The organism is Rothia nasimurium (assembly GCF_035916755.1).
In the GTDB taxonomy this organism is placed as follows: Bacteria; Actinomycetota; Actinomycetes; order Actinomycetales; family Micrococcaceae; genus Rothia.
On sequence record NZ_JAYWIX010000002.1, the window covers coordinates 185212 to 204512 of the forward strand.

Sequence of the window (19301 nt, forward strand, 5' to 3'; positions counted from 1 at the left end):
AATCAGGTGGCAGTTTCTCTGGGGCCACAGCAAGTGTGAATCGGTGGCGCTACGAGAAAGTGGCTACCCGGTGCATACCGGGTAGCCACTGACAGGTGCTCTATGCGAGGGCCTAGAGGCCGAAGAAGCGGCTGAAGAAGCCCTTCTTTTCTTCCTTAGGCTTGGGCTTGGTTGCAGCTTCTGCGCGTTCAGCCTCAAGGTCGGGGGCCTGGCCAGCCAGACGAATCTCTGAGGCGGGGCGGGCAGGCTCTTCAACCTGCTCGTAACCGGCAGGGGCCTGCTCGGTCTCAGCTTCTTCGATAACCTGCTCGGCGGCAATAGAAGCCGCTGCGGGCTCTTCTACCTGGGCAGGCTCATCGCGCACGATATCTTCATCGGCGATAGCGCTGGTGGTGACGCGGCCGGGGCGGGCGTCCTCGGCAGGATCGCGGTCGTAGGGCTGCTCTGCGTTGGGGTAGACGCGGTCGGTGGTGATGGTACCTTCGACCTCTTCCTCACGGGCAGCCTCTGCAGCGTGTTCCTTCTCGAGACGCTCGGCCTCAGCGGCTTCAGCTGCGGCGCGCTCTTCAGCGGCAGCGATCTCAGCCTCGCGAGCTTCGATGGCGGCCTGTTCAGCGGCCAGGGCTTCAGCCTCGGCTGCGCGGGCGGCTTCGGCGCGGGCCTCGTCCTCACGGGCAGCTTCTTCAGCTGCCAGGCGGTTAGCCTCTTCGCGGGCCGCGACCTGGGTAGCGGCCTCCTGGGCTGCTACAGCTTCGATGCCTTGACGCTCAGCAGCCAGCTGTTCGCGCAGGTCACGGGCAGTCTGCGCCATGCGAGCCAGCTCGTCGGCTCCAGCCTGGGGCTCAGCGGCCTCGATACCCGAAATCTTGCCGTTGTCGAACCAGAGGCGCAGGGCGCCGTCCGATGCGGTGATGACGGCGGTTGCCTCGGTGTCCCAGGCAATGTGGGCACCGCGCAGCTTGGCGTAGGAGTCTACGGCGCGCAGGTGGTTCACGGCGGTGCCGGTCTGCAGGGCCTGGGCCATGACCTGGCCCATGCGGTTAACGGTGGGGGCCTCAAGTTCAAGCTGGCTGCCATCGAGCAGAATCCAAGCGCGGACGCCCGCACCGGCGGTTACAGGGTAGTGGGCGTAGATGCCGGTCAGGGCCTTGGAAGCCAAGGTCAGCTTGCGGGCTAGGCCCGAGTCGAGGGGGAGCTCGTCGGTGGTGAGCTCAGAGATGCTGTGCTTCGCTCCGCCTTCACGCGCCTGGATTGCTGCCGAAACGACGCGGTCGGGGAAGTGACCGAGCTCCTGCCAGGACCAGATCCAGGAACCGCGGTTCTCAGATTCGGTGCCCAGCAGGTAGGGGGTGAGGCTTACGGAAGCATCAGACTGGAGGGTGAATGACGGTGCAGAGAAGTCCACCGTCCATTCTGCGCCGCCGCTGATTTCAGCAAGACGGGCCTGGTACTCGGTGGAGATAAAGATTGAATCGTCAATCAGATCCTGCAGTGTAGTAGTCATACGGTCAAGGCTAGCAACTCTTGCGGTGCTCCCGCACCTTTTTGCCGCGGTAAGAGCTTGAATTTCTGATATATTCAGCTACCTCCCCGCAACTGGGGGTGGATCACCCAGCGAGAAGGGCGGTGTACTCTGCCCCGGTGCGGGTAGTTTCTTGGTTTAATAGGGGAGATAACTCGCACCCTGTGGCCCTGCTACCCGTGTAGCGCCGCGCAGGGTTTTGCTTCGCCCAAACCTTCAGGAACAGTATGTCGCCCTCTTCGCCCCGTTACACCGAGATTGAACGCCCCGCTATGGTGCAAGATGCCCTGAACGCTATCGGTAGCTGGATGCTGGGTACGGTCAAGGTTGAACCCGGCTGGAATGAGCTGGTGCTCGATATCAAGCCCCTGTCTGAGACCGTTTTTGTGCGTATTACCGAATCACGCGATGAGCAGGACTATGTGGGTACCGTGGGCCCGGTGAAGTCAGATAGCCCGGTACTGCCCGCTATCGAACAGCTGCAGCATGCCTCTTTTGTTGAGGGGGAAGGCACCTGGTTCACCGCTTCTGTGGTGATTACCGCCAGCAACTGGCCTGAGCCCCAGTACCAGATCGGGGCCTCCTACGACCGTGCCCACGAGCCGGTGGACTGGAAGGGCGAGGGCCGCCTGAGTGCCCGCGATATCCGCGCCCACTTTGAGCTTTTCCCCCGTGACCCCGAGCATGTGCCTGACTGGGCCGCTGTGCGTCTGGCAGGACGCCGGGGCGCAGGTTTTGCTGAGCCCGGTGGGGAAGGGGGCCTGCCGGTAGGCCCCGTTAACCGCTACCTGACCGAGGCCCTGGCGGGCTTCGCAGCTGCCAGAAGCGAGCAGTCCTTGGCGAACGTCGTCCGTACCGCCCAGGGCGGCAATCTTATTATGGATATCTCCCAGAGCACCCTCACACCCGAGGGCACCCCCCAGCTCAACTACCAGGTACTCCGCCTGGCCAACGGTATGCGGGCCCTGACCGCCTACACGGCAACAGAACCGGCCCAGGCCTATTCGACCCAGGTGCTGAACGAACCTAACCCCCGCCTGGTGGTAGAACACGCCATGAAGGTTTTCATGCAGGTGGCCCACGACGACAGCATCGACGTGCTGGTGCTTGACCCCGGTAGCGACCACGAATGCTTCATCGAAAAGGCCCAGATTCAGTGGGTGCTGGGATCTCCCCACAACATGCCTGCCCAGCGGGCTTTGCTCGAAGAAAATATGCACGATCTGCTCATGGCGCTGACCGCACCTGCCTCGGTTCTGCTGCTGGGGGTGCGGGTTGACGATTCTGCAGGCCGCCCCGTCATGCTCAAGAAGGACGACGAGAGCGAAGAGAACGTCGCCCTGGTCTTTACCACCTCTGCCGAGGTCGCTGCCCTCGACCCCACCCTAGTGGTGCGAAGCGCCCCGGCCCTGGACGTCCTGAAGCTTCTCGCCGCCGGCACGAGCAGCTCTGTGCGTATCAATGCCCTGGCCCCCCACGCCACTCTCCCCATGGAACAGGTCCGCCAGCTCATTTCAGTAGTAGAATCACAGTAAACCCCCGCCTCTTACCCAGGAGTTCCCCATGACCGGTGCCCTGCGCACGCTCGGCCTTACCGCGGCTCGTCATGCCCGCGCCACTATTGTGCTGTGGCTGGTGCTTCTGATCCTTGCCGGTGTGGGGGCACTGACTCTAGCCCGCGGCGCAACCGCCAGCTACACCATGCCGGGGGCCTCCTTTGAGGCGGTACGCGAAGACCTCCAGGCTAAGATTCCCGACAACGGTATCTCCAGCGGCTACGTGGTACTAGAGGCCGAGAGCGGCTTCAACGACACCCAGAAGCAGGCTATCGCCCAGGCCGTCACCACAATTGACCAGCTGCCCGAGGTTGCTGGCTCCCTCGACCCCTTTGTAGCGGCGGACGCCGTGACCCAGGCGTCCGTGCAGCTTGAGGACGCTAAAGCCCAGCTAGCCCAAGCCAAGGCACAGATTGATGAGGGCCAGGCCCAGCTGGACGCCGCCAAAGCGGCCCTTCCTGAGGGCCTGAGCGCCGAAGAAATCGCCGCTCTTGCCCCCGATCTGGCAACCCAGGAAGCCGCCCTGGCCGAAGCCCGCACCACCCTGCGCGCGAACCAGGATAAGGTCGATGCCGCCCAGTGTGAGCTTGACGCGGCAGCCGATGCCAACATGGTGAGCGAAGACGGCACCGCAGCCATCGTCAATATTGCCTTCAACCAGGACACCAACTCCCTACCCACCTCGGTACGGGAAGAAGTCTTTAGCACCTTTGATACGCTCAAAGACACCGGCCTGACCGTCAACTACAGCTACGAGCTCGACCAGGACGTCAGTGACGTCTTTGGCATCTCAGAAATCATTGGCCTGGTCGTGGCCTTTATCGTCCTGCTGATTACCCTGGGTACGGTCGTAGCTGCCGGTCTACCCCTGGTGCTTGCCCTGATTGGAGCCGGTACCGCCGTTGCCCTGGTCTACACCAGCACCGCCTTTATCGGCATGACCGCAACCGACCCCGTCCTCGCCCTCATGCTGGGCCTGGGCGTCGGCATCGATTATGCCCTGCTGATTCTCTACCGCTTCCGCGAAGAACTGCGCGACGGCGCCGACGTGCTCGATGCGGTAGGCACCGCCAACTCAACCGCGGGCCACTCCGTGCTCTTCGCTGGCATGACCAACATCATCGCCCTCTCAGCCCTCTGCCTCACCGGCCTGCCCTTCCTGGCCATCATGGGCTTTGCCGGGGCCTTCGCCGTAGCCCTGGTCGTGGCTTCCTCCCTGACCCTGGTACCGGCCGTCCTGAGCCTGCTGGGCACCCGCCTGCTGACCCGCGCCCAGCGGGAAGAACTCACCCAGCTCAACCTGGCCCGCACCCAGGAAATCCAGGTACCCCGCAACCGCCGCGAAGCCTTCGCCGAAATCGAAGCCGCCTACAAGGGCTGGGGCGGCTTCGTCACCCGCCACCCCTTCGCCATGACCTTCGTAGCGGTAGCCGTGCTGGTACTGGCCATCATTCCCACCACCTCCCTCCGCCTGGGCCTGCCTGATGGTTCCTACCAGGCCACCGACTCAACCTCCTACCAGGCCTACCAGACTATCTCCGAAAAGTTCGGCGAAGGCGTCAATGGGCCCATCATCGCGGGCCTGACCCTCACCGTCCCCGGCGACGAAGCCCGCCTGCGTGACGTAGCCCTCGACGTGGCCGACCGCCTCAAAAACAACAAAATTGAAAGCGTTGCCATCGTCGCTACCAGTGACGACAACGCCACCGCCATCCTGGCCTTCTTCCCCACCGAAGGCCCCTCAGCAGACAGCACCCTCGCCACCGTTCACTCCATGAACGACAAGCTAGAAGCCACCGAAAAAGCCACCGCAACCACCATCGGCCTGACCGGCTCTACCGTGGCTAACATCGAGATTTCAGAGCGAATCTCAAGCTCTATCCCGCTCTACCTCGGGGTCGTGATTGCCCTCTGCCTGGTGCTCATGGCCTTTGTCTTCCGCTCCATCATCGTGCCGGTCATGGCCACCATCGGCTTCCTGCTCTCCACCCTGGCCTCCTTCGGCGCCGTCGTCGCCGTCTACCAGTGGGGCTGGCTCGCCGACGTCTTCGGCGTCACCCAGCCCGGCCCCATCCTGGCCTTCCTGCCCATCCTGCTGATCGGCATCCTTTTCGGCCTCTCGGTGGACTACCAAATCTTCATCGTCTCGGGCATGCGAGATGCCCACCGTCAGGGCCACTCGGCAGGCGACGCCGTTGTACTGGGCTACAAGCAGGGCGGGGCCGTTGTGACCGCCTGCGGCGTCATCATGGTCGCCGTTTTCGCCGGCTTCATCTTCTCCCACCTCACCGCCGTGCGCCCCATCGGCTTCGCCCTAGCTCTGGGCGTTGCTATGGACGCCTTCCTGATCCGCACCACCTTCATCCCGGCCACCATGTACCTGCTGGGCGAAGCCGCCTGGTGGTGGCCCTTTGAGAAGAAGGAACGCGACGAAGAAGACGCCCCCAAGCACATCGCCGAATAAGGCGCGCTGCCCAATACAGCACAGCATCACATACAGCACAGCTCAGGGACCCGCCACACTTGCCCGCAACACATAAAGCCGCCCCCGGCGTCCTTGATCATCAGGACGCCGGGGGCGGCTTTCTTGCGAAAAGCTAGGCTTTGCCGCAGACCTTAGGCGGTCTGGGGAGTGGGCTCGTTGCTCTTCTCGTTGTTGTGCTTGTAGGCTTCACGCACGCGGGCGCCCAGCTCTTCGTGGACTGAATCCCAGTACTTGAAGGCACGCTCACGAATCTCGTCAGAGACAACAGCGCCAACGTGACCCGCGATGTTCTCAACCAGACGGGCCTTAGCGGCATCGTCCATGACATCGGCGTAGAGGGTGCGTGCCTGGCCGAAGTCATCGTCCTCAGCGTGCAGGGTGGCAGCAGCACGAACCAGGGCGCCATCAGCTTCCCAAGAACCCTCACCGGCGCGGGCAGCGTCAGCGTGGGGGCCACCGAAGGTGTTGGGGGCGTAGACGGGGGTATCGGGGCTGTTGAAGGTGTAGCGCATAGCGCCGTCCTGGCTGTAGTTGTTCACTTCAGCGTTCTTCGCGTAGTTGACGGGCAGGTCAGCGAAGTTGGTGCCCACACGGTAGCGGTGCGCATCGGGGTAGGAGAAGATACGGCCCAGCAGCATCTTGTCGGGGGAAGCTGCGATACCCGGAACGAAGTTGGAGGGTGAGAAGGTAGCCTGCTCAATCTGAGCGAAGAAGTTCTCGGGGTTCTTGTTCAGGGTCATCTTACCCACCTTGATCAGGGGGTAGTCAGCGTGGGGCCAGACCTTGGTCAGGTCGAAGGGGTTGAAGCGGTAGGTCTTGGCGTCCTCGTAGGGCATGACCTGAACGTAGAGAGTCCATGAGGGGAACTCGCCGCGCTCGATAGCCTCGTAGAGGTCCTGACGGTGGTAGTCAGCGTTTTCGCCAGCGATACGCTCAGCATCAGCACCGGTCAGGAAGTCGTTGCCCTGGTCGGTCTTGAAGTGGTACTTGACCCAGAAACGCTCACCTTCGGCGTTGATCCACTGGTAGGTATGTGAACCGAAGCCATCCATGTGGCGCAGGGTAGCGGGGATGCCGCGGTCACCCATGAGCCAGGTTACCTGGTGGGCTGACTCGGTGCGCAGGCTCCAGAAGTCCCACTGCATGTCGTTGTTGCGCAGGCCGTTTCCGGGTAGACGCTTCTGGGAGTGGATGAAGTCGGGGAACTTGATGGCGTCGCGGATGAAGAAGACGGGGGTGTTGTTACCGACCAGGTCGTAGTTGCCCTCGGTGGTGTAGAACTTGACCGCAAAACCGCGGGGGTCGCGCCAGGTGTCGGGTGAACCCTGCTCACCGGCAACGGTGGAGAAACGAATCAGCATCTCGGTGGATACACCGGGCTGGAAGAGGGCTGCACGGGTGTACTTGGAGACATCTTCGGTGGTCTCAAAGATACCGAAGGCGCCGGTGCCCTTGGCGTGCACGACGCGCTCGGGGACGCGCTCGCGGTTGAACTGGGCGAGCTTCTCAACGGTGTAGGCGTCGTGCAGGACGATGGGGCCGTCGGCACCTACGGTCAGGGAGTCGTTGTCTGAGGCAACGGGGGCACCCTGGGTGGTGGTGGTAAATGAACCGGGCTTAATCGGGTTGTTCATTTTTCCTACTTTCCTGTGTGGGGTTGTTTTCTGCCTGTCTCTAGGGGCGGTTCTAGTAGGCAGGCAGAGGGTGATGACGCTCTGCCCTAGCTGGCTAGTGCCTGGTTGACGGCTGCCTGCTGGGCGAGGGCCACTTCTTTTTCGTCGGCGTTTTGGCAGTCGGCGCAGATGCCTCGGTAGAGCACATCGGCGCTGAGAAGAGCCATGCCGTGAAAATCGCTGGGGGTCAGGCAGGGGGCGGCCCCGATGGCGCAGTCCACGTCTTCGACCTTGCCGCAGCGGATGCAGTAGGCGTGGTGGTGGTTGTCGCCGGTGCGGGTCTCGTAGAGCCCTGCTGATCCCGGTGGTTCGAACTTGCGGAGCATATTGATGTCGGTGAGGTCGGCAAGGACGACGTAGACCGACTGCACGGTGATGCCCGGCAGCTCCTGGCGGACGGCCGTGACCACGGCGTCTGCGGTGGAGTGGGGGTTATCGTGTACAGCGGCAAGCACGGCGAGGCGCTGCTTGGTGACGCGGCGGCCCTTGGCTCGGAGCTGGGCTGACCAGGCTTCTTGGTGAGCGCTGGCGGGGGTTTCGGTGCTGCCGGGGATGTGGCTGCAGCCGTTTGCTCCGAGGGTGCTTGTTGTTGACATCATGTCACCATAATATCCTTATTTTGAATCTTTCACAATAAGGTAAGGCTGGGTAGCCCCTCAAGAATGCCTGGGTTGAACCTTGGGTAAGGTAGTCCAGTAGGGGCACCCAGTTGGCTCTGCGTGGAAAGGAGGGAGGACGTCCGCACCTACCTATTGCGAGCGATGCGGCGGCTTTGCCCGGCGTAGAGCTTCAAACTTTTAAAAAACTTTGAGGGGCAAAAGTGCTTGTCAAAGGTGTATTTGGGGGGGTCTGAAAAAGTTTTTTAAAAAACTTCCTGTTTTCGCGTCATGAAACGGGCCTAAACGGCTCTTTATCTATGACAGCGCAAAACTGTCGGGTGTGCCTACCGGTTTTCATGATCGGCTCGGTGGCACACCACCCCCAAACTGCTATGGGAAGCAGGGCGGGGAACAAGGGAATAAATCGTGCCCGTCAATCGTGGGGATTCGACGAGCACAACGGCACCTCGCCGGGACTAGGGGAAAACGCCCCGGCGCCCAAGGAGCCAACACTGTGATGTGTTAAGGTGCAGAGCCGCCGCTGCTGGAACTTATCGAGCGGCTCTGCCCACCACACACAGGAAATAGCCACCGCACAGGGCCGTTCGCGGGTTCTGTGCCAGGGCAAACACATACAACCCAATACACTTCAGATGCTTTCGCAGGCACTGAAACGCAAAGTGCCAACGCTGTTCGTGGGTGGTGGCACACAAGCTACACACTCACCACCGGCAGGCGGCACCTCCAGGGAAGGGGGAGCTGCTGCCACCAACAGAGGGTAGAGAGGCTCGCACCGCTTTACCGCTAGGGACAACACGGCCCGGCCCCCTATCACCGCATAGGGGCCGGGCCGTTGTTGTTCTTTCCACAAACTACTGCACACAGGGCATAATCCCGATAGACTAATAGAATGCCCCACCACTCTAACTAGGGGTAACTCGCATAAACCCAGGGATTTTCATGCAATCACACAACACCGCGCAACCAGCTACTGGCGGCCCCACCGACGAGCTGCTGCTCTCGGACGTCCGCGAAGGCAAGCTTGATTCGTTCGGCGTTCTGTATGAACGTTACGTGTCGATGGCTCGCGCCATCGCTTATAAGCACACCTCTAACAACACCCTCTCAGAAGACATCGTCTCCGAAGCCTTTGTGCGTGTGCTTCAGGCCCTCAAGAACGGTAAGGGCCCCCGAACCTTTATGGGGGGCTACCTGGCTACTACTATTGCCCACCTGGCGGCAGAAAATGGCCTGATTGCCCAAAAAGAAGTGCCCAGCGAAGAAGAGCACCTGGAATCCATGGGCTCGCTGGACGAAACCGTCTTGAAATTACACGAATCAGATGAGCTCATCAGCGCCTTCACCGGCCTGCCGGAACGCTGGCAGACCGTGCTCTGGATGACCGAGGTTGAAGATAGGAAGCCCCGCGAAGTCGCCCAGACCATGAATCTTTCTGCCAACGCCGTCTCGGCCCTGGCTACCCGCGCCCGTGAGAGCCTGCGCGAAGGCTTCCTGCGGGCTCACCAGAATGCGCCGAAGACCGACGAATGTGCCCAGTACTCACCCCACCTGAGCTCTATGGTGCGTGGCTCCCTGACTAAGAAGCGTAGTGAAGCTCTGCGCCTGCACCTGTCGGTGTGCTCCTACTGCACCTCGGAATACCTGACCCTGGCCGGTATCAACAAGTCCATGCGTGTTTGGGTTTTCCCCGTGCTGGCGGGCCTGGTGCCCGTTATCACCGACGGTTCCAAGGTGCTTCTGCCCTTCCTTGCCGGTGGTGTGGCTGGTGGCGCTGCCGCTGGGGCCGGTGCCCAGGGCGGCCTTTTCTCAGGTTTTGGGGGCGGACGCTGGACGCCCGGCAGCCAGGCCCTGGCAGGTGCCGCTGCGGTCGTGACCGCTATCGGTGCTGTGGCCGGTGGCATGGCCCTGGTCAATAATTCTTCGACCGGGTCAGCGGTTATCAGCGCAGACTCCCAGCTGCAGACCCCTAAAGCCCAGCCGAGCGATGATACTTCAGGCGTTACCGATAGCCTGGTGAACGAGCCCCAGAGCGTCTCTAGCGGCATGACCGCCGAAACCTTGCGCTCGTCCGTAGCCGTTAACGGGCCCTCAGCTGGCCAGGGCAGCAACAGCTCTAGCAGTGCTGCCTCTTCAAGTTCTCTGGCCAATGCGGTGGCGCCGGAAGCTCCTGTTGCGCAGTCGCTTGCTGCTGCCTCGTCCGACGGTAGTTCTGCTTCAAGGAACAGGGCCGCTGAGTCTGCTGCATCTAGTGCGAGTGCTCCTACCACTTCTGAAAATGCTACAGCGTCTCTGACTGAGCCTGTTTCTGCGCAGGTTCCTCCGGATCCTGCCCCTGAGCTACCTGCTGCTCCCGAAGCCCCTGCTGTTCCCTCGCAGCCGGAAGCTCCTGCCGAGCCGGTAGCCCCTGAGGCTCCTGCGGAGCCGGTTGCTCCCTCTGAGCCAACCCCTCCGGCAGAACCTGAGACTCCGATTGCTCCCGAGCAGCCTGTGGACCCGGAAGTTCCCGTAGACCCGGTCGAGCCAGTTGACCCCGAGGTTCCTGTTGAACCTGTGGACCCGGAAGTTCCCGTAGACCCTGTTGACCCGGAAGTTCCCGTTGAACCTGTCGATCCTGAGGTCCCCGTAGACCCCGTTGACCCCGTTGACCCCGAGGTCCCTGTTGAACCTGTGGACCCCGAGGTTCCTGTTGAGCCCGTTGACCCTGAGGTCCCTGTTGAACCTGTGGATCCTGAGGTTCCCGTAGACCCGGTTGAGCCCGAAGTTCCCGTAGAGCCTGTCGACCCGGTTGAGCCTGTCGATCCGGAAGTTCCCGTTGACCCTGAGGTCCCCGTTGAACCTGTTGACCCTGAGGTTCCCGTTGAACCTGTTGACCCTGAGGTTCCCGTTGAACCTGTTGACCCTGAGGTTCCCGTTGAACCTGTTGACCCTGAGGTCCCCGTTGAGCCCGTTGACCCTGAGGTTCCCGTCGACCCGGTTGATCCTGCTGATCCTATCGACCCGGTTGAGCCCAAGTCCCCGGTTGACCCGGTTGTGCCTGTCGACCCTGTGGACCCCGATACGGGAATCCCTGAGATTTTGGGGCCCCTGGACTGGGTGGGTACTCCGGAGTACTACGAGTTCATCGCTAATACTCCCTGGGATACCATTGGGCACCCCGTTGGTGACAACCGTATGTGTATCATCACCTTCCTGGTCACTGACTCTGAAGGTGCTGAATTCCCCTCAGGATTTGGAACCTACCTGCCCCCCATCATCATCGAATCGCCCTATGCCACCTACGTGCTTGAGAGCTACTTTGGCATCAGCCGAATTCAAGACATCACCTGCTACTAGGTAAGAAACGCCTACCGGCCCCGCACAAGGGGGCTCGGTGGGCGTTTTTCTAAAGCCTCTAGCGGAACACCGGGCACTATCTCAGCTTGGGTATCTAACCTAGAAATCAAGACCCCGACGAAAGGACTTTCATGCACAGCCATAACAACGGCCTCAAAACAGCCCTGCTCTTGGGGTCGATGGTAGGTTTCCTGCTCCTCATTGGCGCAGGCCTGGCCTACTTCACCCGAAGCTCAATCTTTATTGTGCTCTTCGGCCTGATTGGTGTAGGTACGGTCGCCTACACCTACTGGAATTCCGACAAGCTCGCTATCCGCTCCATGAACGCCTACCCCGTGACCCGTGAGCAGATTCCCGGCCTCTACGCCATCGTTGAAGAGCTCTCAGCTAAGGCCAACCAGCCCATGCCCAAGCTCTACGTTGCCCCGACCATGACCCCTAACGCCTTCGCTACCGGCCGTAACCCCCAGAACGCCGCGGTCTGCTGCACCGAGGGTATTCTGCAGCTGCTGGACGAGCGCGAGATGCGCGGTGTGATTGGTCATGAGCTCATGCACGTTTACAACCGCGATATTCTGACCGGTTCAATTGCTGCCGCTATCGCCTCCGTCATCGGTACTATCGCCCAGTTCGCTACCTTCGGTGCCATGTTTGGCGGCAACCGCGAAGAAAACCGCGGTGGCGGCCTCATCTTCACCCTGCTTATCGCCTTCCTAGCGCCTCTGGCCTCGGCCGTCATGCAGATGGCCATTAGCCGCACCCGCGAATACGATGCCGACGAGGACGGCGCCCGCCTCACCGGCGACCCGCTGGCGCTGGCGTCCGCCCTGCACAAGCTGGAAAACGGGGTGTCACGCTACCCCATGAACCCCGAGAACCGCCAGACCGCAGGCGCTGCCTCCATGATGATTGCTAACCCCTTCCGCGGCGGCGGTTCGATTAAGAACCTGATGGCCACCCACCCGCCCATGGCTGACCGTATCGCCCGCCTGGAAAACATGGCTCGTCAGAACGGGCAGCTCTAGACTTCAGGTCACGCTGACTGAAAGTTGACCGTACAAATCTGAACAGGTTAAAGAAGAGCTCCCCACCTGCCCGGGCAGGTGGGGAGCTTTATACCTAGGTGCGGACGCCCCTATGGGGCAGGTGCCTAGCGGTAGTTGACGAACTGCAGGTCAACCTCAAGGTCGGCGCCCTTGAGGAGGGCAATGACGTCCTGCAGGTCATCGCGGGACTTGGAGGTTACGCGCAGCTCATCGCCCTGAATGGTGGCCTTGACCGACTTGGGGCCCTCTTCGCGAATGAGTTTAGAGATTTTCTTGGCCTGGTCCTGGGCGATACCCTCCTTGATAGAGGACTCAATGCGGTATTCCTTGCCCGAAGCGTAGGGATCGCCGGAATCCAGGGACTTGAGCGAGATGCCGCGCTTGACCAGCTTGGACTGGAAGACATCGAGCACGGCCAGGGCGCGCTCCTCGGAGTTGGCCTTAATCAGGATTTTTTCGCCGGAGAAATCAATTTCAGCGCCGACACCGCGGAAGTCGTAGCGCTGGGCTACTTCCTTCTGGGCCTGGTTGAGGGCGTTAGAAACTTCCTGCTTGTCGACCTTTGAAACAACGTCGAATGATGAATCGCTTGCCACGGGTGCTTACCTCTTTGCTTGTAGATAGGTGACCGTGCCCCTGTAGACCGCTAGCGGGTGAGGGGCGCTTACCTACAAAGGTACCCTGTTTTGCGGGGGCTATGCAGGTTATCGCAATCGTTATGAAACTGTGACACCATTCTCAGCTAAAGTTCATCTTGGTTTGGGAGGATGAAGCTATGGCTGAAAAGAAAACAGCTGCTCACGCTGCAGCCGGCGTACAGCCCGGCTCAGGAACCACTCCGGCAGCGCACCAGGTACTAGCTGTAACTGAGGAGACCATGCAGCGAGCCTACGAGGCTCTCCTTGCAGATTTAGTGGCAGACGGCTTGACTGCCGCCGATGCAACTGCCCCGGCGGGCGGCGGCTTGCCTGAAGTCGAACGGGCCCCAGATTTTGCCCGCGGGCTAGGTCAAACCCTGCACGATGCTGATTTAGTCGCCAGATTTGAGGGCGTGAAAGAGAACCTCTCCCGCGAAATTCGCGGTGGCATGTGCACCCCCGATCAGGCTTATGCCTACCTAGAAAACCTTGAAATATCGCTCCTGCTAGAGCAAGAAGCCCTGGTGGCAAGCTCTGCGTCTAACTAATATGGCCCCGACCGGCGTCCGCTCCCATAGCGCGCCGGTCGGCCCGCTTAAGTGGTCTTTGCAACAAAAGCTACTTTTGGTTTGGCAAGCTGCCTAAAAGTGTGTAAAGTATTCTACTGTTCGCTCAAACGAACACATTCAAGAAATTGAATACGGCAGATTACCCGAGCGGCCAAAGGGGGCTGACTGTAAATCAGCTGGCATTGCCTACGGGGGTTCAAATCCCTCATCTGCCACAGCGAAAATCCCGCCTCATACGAGGCGGGATTTTTTATTCCCATCGTGGGCTAGCTTCATTATCAGAGAAACCGGCCACAGTCTTTAGACAAGCCCAGCTAAAACCGGTAGCGTGTTTCTCATGGCAACCATTGAAATTACCCAGGAAAACCTGACCCAGAACGTCGAAAGCTCAGACATTCTCTTCCTCGACTTCTGGGCCGATTGGTGCGGCCCCTGCAAGCAGTTCGGCCCCATCTTCGAAGCTGCTTCTGAAAAGCACGCCGATATCACCTTCGGCAAGGTCGACACCGAAGACCAGCAGCAGCTGGCCGCCGCAGCAGGTATCACCTCTATCCCCACCATCATGGGCTTCCGCGAGGGCGTTCTCGTCTTCTCTCAGCCCGGCGCCCTGAATGCCCAGCAGTTCGACCAGATTATCGACGCGGTCAAGGGTCTGGATATGGCCGAGGTGCACAAGCAGGTTGCCGAGGCTGAAGCAGCCCAGGCTGAGCAGGCCTAAGGCCACTAACTTTCTTTATATAAGTCGCCCTCCCCCTAATTGGGGGAGGGCGACTTCGTCTTAGAAGGAGCGCATATCCTGCGGGGCGTATCGGGGGCCGCGGCGCGGTTCGCTGATCCCGGCGGCCTTGATGAGGGCCACGACCCGCTGGCGGTGCCCGGCATAGGGAGCAAGTAGCTCTACCATGCGGGCGTCATCGCCGCGGGTACCGTCGAAGGCATAGGTGACGTGGTGGGCGAGATGATAGTCGCCCACGCTGACGGCGTCGGGGTGGCCGCAGTAGCGTTGCAGGGTTTCTGCGATGGTCCAGGGGCCAATACCGGGAACCGAGTTCAGTGCCCGGGCGAGTTCGCTCACGCTGTGCTGGGAGGCAAACCGTTCGAAGGACTCAGCTCGGTTCGCATAGTGCACCATGGTAGATGAGCGGGAGCGGTCAAAGCCGGCGCGGTGGTAGGCCCAGTCAGGAATCTGGGCAAAGGCGGACGCCTGCGGGAAGATAACAAGCCCCGGCGGCTGGTCGGGGAGCCCGGTTGCAGGAGCTGGTTCACCGTACTGGCGTAGCAGGGCCCGCATACCTCCCATAGCTTCGATGCCGGTGACCCGCTGTTCGGTGATGGCCAGTAGCAGGTTTTGCGAGAGCAGGCCAATAGAGGGTAGCCGCAGCCCCGGCGCCTCGGCCCGGGCCTGCACCAACCTAGCTGGCAGCTGCCCCCAGGCCTCTGAGGCGTAGAATCCGGCCCACCGGTCCTGCTCACCCACCCAGCCCGGCACGCGTGCCGCAAAAGCTTCCAAGGCGGACGCAGGTGATGTACCGCTAGGGGAGCTGGCACCCGCCCAAATCGTTACCTCAATCGGGGCGCGCAGGTCGGCGGGGTGCGTCCTTGCAAAACGAACAAGCATGCCCACCCCAGCTTCGCGGGCCGTCGCCCAAAAAACAGGGCCAGCAGGCCCGGCTACCTGACGAAAGAGGGGGTCGAAGGCTCCGCGCTGTAGGGGAGCAAAGGTCTGGCCCAGGTGTACCCGATGGGTTGGTTCCAGAACAAAACGCGCGCGCAACATGCTCACCATCGTCTCACACCCGCTCTACCTGACCCACAGAACCACTTTGCTGTCTATACTCGTACAAGACGCCGCACCCGTGGCGCCCACCCCAACCTCAGACGAAGAAGGCGCATGAGCTCCTCCCTACTGCCAGCAGAAGCCCACCCCATCAGGGCGCGTATCAGCGCTGCAGCCCTGGCCCTAGCTGTCTTTGCCCTCTACAGCGTCTACTCCTGGCTGCAGTGGCGGCACTACGTGGTGCCCTCCTGGGATCTGGGTATCTTCTCGCAGCTGGCTAAGGCCTACGCCTCGGGCCAGGCCCCGATTGTGCCGATTAAGGGGGAAGGCTTCAACCTGCTGGGGGATCACTTCCACCCCGTCACCGTGCTGCTGACTCCCTTCTACTGGCTCTGGCCTACGCCCGCCACCCTGCTCTATGTGCAAAACGGGCTGGTTGCCCTGTCTGTCTACCTGCTAGTGCGTTTTGCCCAGCGGATTCTGGCCCCCTGGGCAGCCCTGGCCCTGGGAGCTGCCTACGCCCTGAGCTTCGGCATCCAGCAGGCTGTAGCCGTTCAATTCCACGAGGTTGCCTTCGCCCTGCCCCTGCTCGTCATGAGCCTGGGCTACCTGGCCATGACCCGCCTGACGGACGCCCCCGCCCCCCTGCTGCGCCGCGCCATCTACTGGGCGGCCCCCCTGGTCTTCGTCAAAGAGGACGTCGGCATCACGGTTTTCGTGATCGGGCTCGTCGCCCTGGCCCGCACCGGCTGGCTCTCAACCGCCAGCAGCATAGCCTTCCCGTCGGCGTCCGCCCCGGTACGCCCCCGCCGCGAACGCTACCGCACCCTGCTGCGCTCCTGGGTCAACACCCCCGCAGTCGCCGAAGCCAGCCTGCTCATGCTCTGGGGCATAGTCTGGCCCCTGCTGGCCATCGGCCTTATCCTGCCCCACTTCAACACCGCAGGAGTCTTCGACTACTCCGACAAACTCGACATCGCAGCAGCTATCGGCGACCCCCTCGGCGCCTTCGCCCAGCTCTTCTACCCCTGGCAAAAAACCGCCACCCTCGGCCTGCTCCTGCTCACCGGCGTCCTGGCCTGGACCACCAGCCCCCTCGCCCTCATCGCCGCCCCCACCCTCATCTGGCGCTTCCTCTCCCCCCAAGAGGGCTACTGGGAACCTACCTGGCACTACAACCTGCTGCTCATGCCCATCGTCTTCACCGCCCTGCTCGCCCGTGCCACCGCCCGCACACACGTCCCCGCCTACCGGCTCGGGGCAACACCCGCCGGGCGCACCGTCCGCACCATCTTCGCAACCCTGCGCCACCGCGCCCCGGTAGCCCTGCCCGCGCTCGCCCTCATTGTCAGCCTAGGATTCCTGCCCAACCAGCCCCTGGCCCAGCTGACTGACCCAGACTTTGCCACCACTGAGCTTTCCACCGCTGACCAGATGAAGGCCGAAGCCGTCGCCGCTATCCCAGAAGGTGCCACCGTAGCTGCCGACCTCTCCGTCCTCACCTACCTGGTGCCCAACCACACCGCCTACTGGATCGGCCACTCCGGGGAACCCGGCCCCGACTACGTGCTCGTCGACAAACTCGGCAGCGCCTGGGGCGGCAACCCGCCCACCAGCGCCGTCGCCTACGCCACCGACCGCTACGGTACCGCTACCTACGTTCACTACCGCACCATCGGCACCATCGACATCGCCGTCCGCACCCGCTAGCTGTACCCTCTATCACCACCCGGGCCCAAAACGCCCAAACTAGGGTAGAGTTGAAAACGTAAGACTCGGGAACCCCCGACCATTTCTCTTCAGCGCCCACGCCCGCTACTGGCACACAACCACAGGGCCACGCGCGTTCAACGAACATACTTAGGCTAAGCAGACCGTTGAACCTTCGACTAGAGAACCTGATGTGTAATCAGCTCGCCCAAGCGCGCACCCCTGATAGCCAGCGCCCACGAACCGAAGACCTCTGATCTTTGAGGCCCCTCGCGAGCATTCCACGGGGACACCCCGTACAGCACCTCCACCTCAGTGAGAGTGCTGAAACCCCACTCGATGAGGACAACATTGACTGAAAATACTGCCGTTAACGCAGAAACCGCAACCGACGCCATCTTCCAGGAACCGGTTGTAGACACCCCCACCCAGCAGGTAGAAAAGGACGAGGACGGCGGCACCCGCTTCACCGACCTGGGCCTGGACGCCCGCGTCCTGGCAGCCCTCGAAAAGGTCGGCTACGAAAAGCCCTCACCCATCCAGGCTGAAACCATCCCCCTGCTGCTTGAAGGCCGCGACGTCGTCGGCCTAGCCCAGACCGGCACCGGTAAAACCGCAGCTTTCGCCCTACCTGCCCTCTCAACCCTGGCAGAACTGGCCGATATCAACGGCGTTTCCAAAGACACCCAGGTGCTCGTCCTAGCCCCCACCCGCGAACTGGCCCTGCAGGTTGCCGAAGCCTTCTCGTCCTACGCAACCGAAATGCCCGACTTCACCGTGCTGCCCGTCTACGGCGGCTCACCCTACGGCCCCCAGCTGGCAGGCCTCAAGCGTGGCGCCCAGGTCGTTGTCGGTACCCCTGGCCGCGTCATCGACCACCTGAAAAAGGGCTCCCTGGATCTCTCCAATCTGCAGTACCTGGTACTGGACGAAGCTGACGAAATGCTCCGCATGGGCTTCGCCGAAGACGTAGAACAGATCCTGGCAGACACCCCCGACTCCAAGCAGGTTGCCCTCTTCTCAGCAACCATGCCCAAGACCATCCGCAAGATTGCTGAGCAGTACCTCAACGATCCCGCAGAAGTTCGCGTCAAGTCAAAGACCACCACCAGCGCCAACATCCGCCAGCGCTACATGCAGGTCATGCACTCCCACAAGCTCGAAGCCATGACCCGCGTGCTTGAAGTCGAAGACTATGACGGCATCATCGCCTTCGTCCGCACCAAGAAGGAAACCGAAGAAGTCGCCGACAAGCTCAAGGCCCGCGGCTACCAGGCTGCCGCCATCAACGGCGATATTCCCCAGAACCAGCGCGAACGCACCGTTGAAGCCCTGCGCGATGGCCGCATCGACATCCTGGTCGCCACCGACGTTGCCGCCCGCGGCCTCGACGTCGAGCGTATCTCCCTGGTCGTCAACTTCGACATCCCCCACGACACCGAATCCTACGTGCACCGCATCGGCCGTACCGGCCGCGCAGGCCGTGCCGGCGAAGCCATCCTCTTCATGACCCCGCGTGAAAAGTACATGCTGCGTCAGATCGAAAAGGCAACCCGCCAGCAGGTCGAACAGATGCACATGCCCACCGTTGAAGACGTCAACACCAACCGCAAGCAGAAGTTCGCCCAGCAGATCACCGACACCATCGAAACCGAAGATCTCAGCTTCTTCCGCGAACTCATCGACGCCTACGCCAACGAACACGACGTTGAAGGCGAAGAAATCGCAGCAGCCCTGGCCGTCATCGCCCAGCAGGGCCGCCCCTTCCTGGCCGAAGAAATGCCCGAACCCAAGAGCAAGAAGCGCGACCGTGACCGCGACTTCGACCGCGACGACAAGCCCCGCGGCGGCCGCCGCCACTCCGAAGAAGGCATGGTCGACTTCAAGCTCAACGTAGGTCGCTCCTCCCATGTCTCACCCGCAGCTATCGTCGGTGCCCTCACCAACGAAGGCGGCCTCAAGGGTAAGCAGGTCGGCGCAATCGACATCCGCCAGCACTTCACCATCGTCTCCCTGCCCGAAGCAGAACTGCCCGGTGACTTCTTCGACCGCCTGCGCGACACCCAGGTAGCCGGCGAATTCATCAACATCAAGCGCGACCGCGGCCCCAAGGGCGGTGGAGGCGGACGCAAGTTCGACCGCGACGACCGCGGCTTCGGTAAGAAGGACTTCGGCGGCAAGAAAAAGTTCGACGGCAAGAAATTTGACCGTGACGACCGCGGATTCGGCGGCAAGAAAAAGTTCGACCGCGACGACCGTTTCGGCAAGAAGGACTTCGGCGGCAAGAAGAAGGGCCGCAAGAAGTTCTAAGGGTTGTGCCCTAGAACACCCAAAAAAACAGGTTCTAGATTTGCGTCTTCCAAAGGTTGTAC

Annotated in this window: 13 protein-coding genes and 1 tRNA gene; 9 read left to right on the top strand and 5 right to left on the bottom strand. The window is 61.6% G+C overall.

Annotated elements, in window-relative coordinates; genetic code table 11:
- Nucleotides 1–112: 112 nt before the first annotated feature.
- Nucleotides 113–1504, bottom strand: coding sequence for a DUF6882 domain-containing protein (locus VSX42_RS02650; RefSeq protein ID WP_326502844.1), 1392 nt, complete (start codon nucleotides 1502–1504; stop codon nucleotides 113–115).
- Nucleotides 1505–1749: 245 nt separating this feature from the next.
- Here VSX42_RS02650 and VSX42_RS02655 point away from each other — a divergent pair, with 245 nt between their 5' ends.
- Nucleotides 1750–3057: an SseB family protein gene (locus tag VSX42_RS02655; protein WP_326502845.1), complete on the top strand. Its 1308-nt coding sequence runs from the start codon at nucleotides 1750–1752 to the stop codon at nucleotides 3055–3057.
- A gap of 28 nt (nucleotides 3058–3085) precedes the next feature.
- Nucleotides 3086–5542 carry an MMPL family transporter gene (locus VSX42_RS02660; RefSeq protein ID WP_326502846.1) on the top strand — a complete coding sequence of 819 codons (2457 nt, stop codon included), beginning with the start codon at nucleotides 3086–3088 and terminating at the stop codon, nucleotides 5540–5542.
- A gap of 152 nt (nucleotides 5543–5694) precedes the next feature.
- Here VSX42_RS02660 and VSX42_RS02665 read toward each other — a convergent pair whose 3' ends face one another.
- Nucleotides 5695–7197, bottom strand: a complete 1503-nt coding sequence (locus tag VSX42_RS02665) for a catalase (protein ID WP_326502847.1) — start codon at nucleotides 7195–7197, stop codon at nucleotides 5695–5697.
- An 86-nt stretch (nucleotides 7198–7283) separates the two neighbouring features.
- Entirely contained in the window at nucleotides 7284–7832 is a 549-nt protein-coding gene (locus VSX42_RS02670; RefSeq protein WP_418950761.1) for a Fur family transcriptional regulator, read from the bottom strand.
- Nucleotides 7833–8795: 963 nt separating this feature from the next.
- On the opposite strand from VSX42_RS02670, the gene VSX42_RS02675 reads away from it, so the two are divergent.
- The gene (locus VSX42_RS02675) at nucleotides 8796–11189 is read left to right on the top strand and encodes a sigma-70 family RNA polymerase sigma factor (protein ID WP_326502849.1); all 2394 of its coding nucleotides are present in this window, start codon (nucleotides 8796–8798) and stop codon (nucleotides 11187–11189) included.
- Nucleotides 11190–11320: 131 nt separating this feature from the next.
- Complete coding sequence (htpX, locus tag VSX42_RS02680; RefSeq protein ID WP_237184944.1) at nucleotides 11321–12214, top strand: zinc metalloprotease HtpX; 894 nt, start codon at nucleotides 11321–11323, stop codon at nucleotides 12212–12214.
- A gap of 125 nt (nucleotides 12215–12339) precedes the next feature.
- Here the strand turns inward: htpX and VSX42_RS02685 are convergent, their stop codons facing one another.
- The gene (locus VSX42_RS02685) at nucleotides 12340–12831 is read right to left on the bottom strand and encodes a YajQ family cyclic di-GMP-binding protein (protein ID WP_237184942.1); all 492 of its coding nucleotides are present in this window, start codon (nucleotides 12829–12831) and stop codon (nucleotides 12340–12342) included.
- 179 nt (nucleotides 12832–13010) lie between these two features.
- Between VSX42_RS02685 and VSX42_RS02690 the strand changes: the two genes are divergently transcribed.
- The 3 genes from VSX42_RS02690 to trxA all read left to right on the top strand — a co-directional run bounded on the left by VSX42_RS02690 (nucleotide 13011) and on the right by trxA (nucleotide 14160).
- Nucleotides 13011–13421, top strand: coding sequence for a hypothetical protein (locus VSX42_RS02690; RefSeq protein WP_326502850.1), 411 nt, complete (start codon nucleotides 13011–13013; stop codon nucleotides 13419–13421).
- Between the two features lie 154 nt (nucleotides 13422–13575).
- Nucleotides 13576–13657 (top strand) — tRNA-Tyr (locus VSX42_RS02695).
- Between the two features lie 122 nt (nucleotides 13658–13779).
- The gene (trxA, locus tag VSX42_RS02700; RefSeq protein WP_326502851.1) at nucleotides 13780–14160 is read left to right on the top strand and encodes a thioredoxin; all 381 of its coding nucleotides are present in this window, start codon (nucleotides 13780–13782) and stop codon (nucleotides 14158–14160) included.
- 60 nt (nucleotides 14161–14220) lie between these two features.
- On the opposite strand, the gene VSX42_RS02705 is transcribed toward trxA, so the two are convergent.
- On the bottom strand, nucleotides 14221–15219 hold the full coding sequence (locus VSX42_RS02705; RefSeq protein ID WP_326502852.1) for a 3-methyladenine DNA glycosylase: 999 nt from the start codon (nucleotides 15217–15219) through the stop codon (nucleotides 14221–14223).
- 114 nt (nucleotides 15220–15333) lie between these two features.
- On the opposite strand from VSX42_RS02705, the gene VSX42_RS02710 reads away from it, so the two are divergent.
- Nucleotides 15334–16929, top strand: a complete 1596-nt coding sequence (locus VSX42_RS02710; RefSeq protein ID WP_326502853.1) for a DUF2079 domain-containing protein — start codon at nucleotides 15334–15336, stop codon at nucleotides 16927–16929.
- 339 nt (nucleotides 16930–17268) lie between these two features.
- Nucleotides 17269–19239, top strand: coding sequence for a DEAD/DEAH box helicase (locus VSX42_RS02715; protein ID WP_418950758.1), 1971 nt, complete (start codon nucleotides 17269–17271; stop codon nucleotides 19237–19239).
- The last annotated feature ends 62 nt before the right edge of the window (nucleotides 19240–19301 follow it).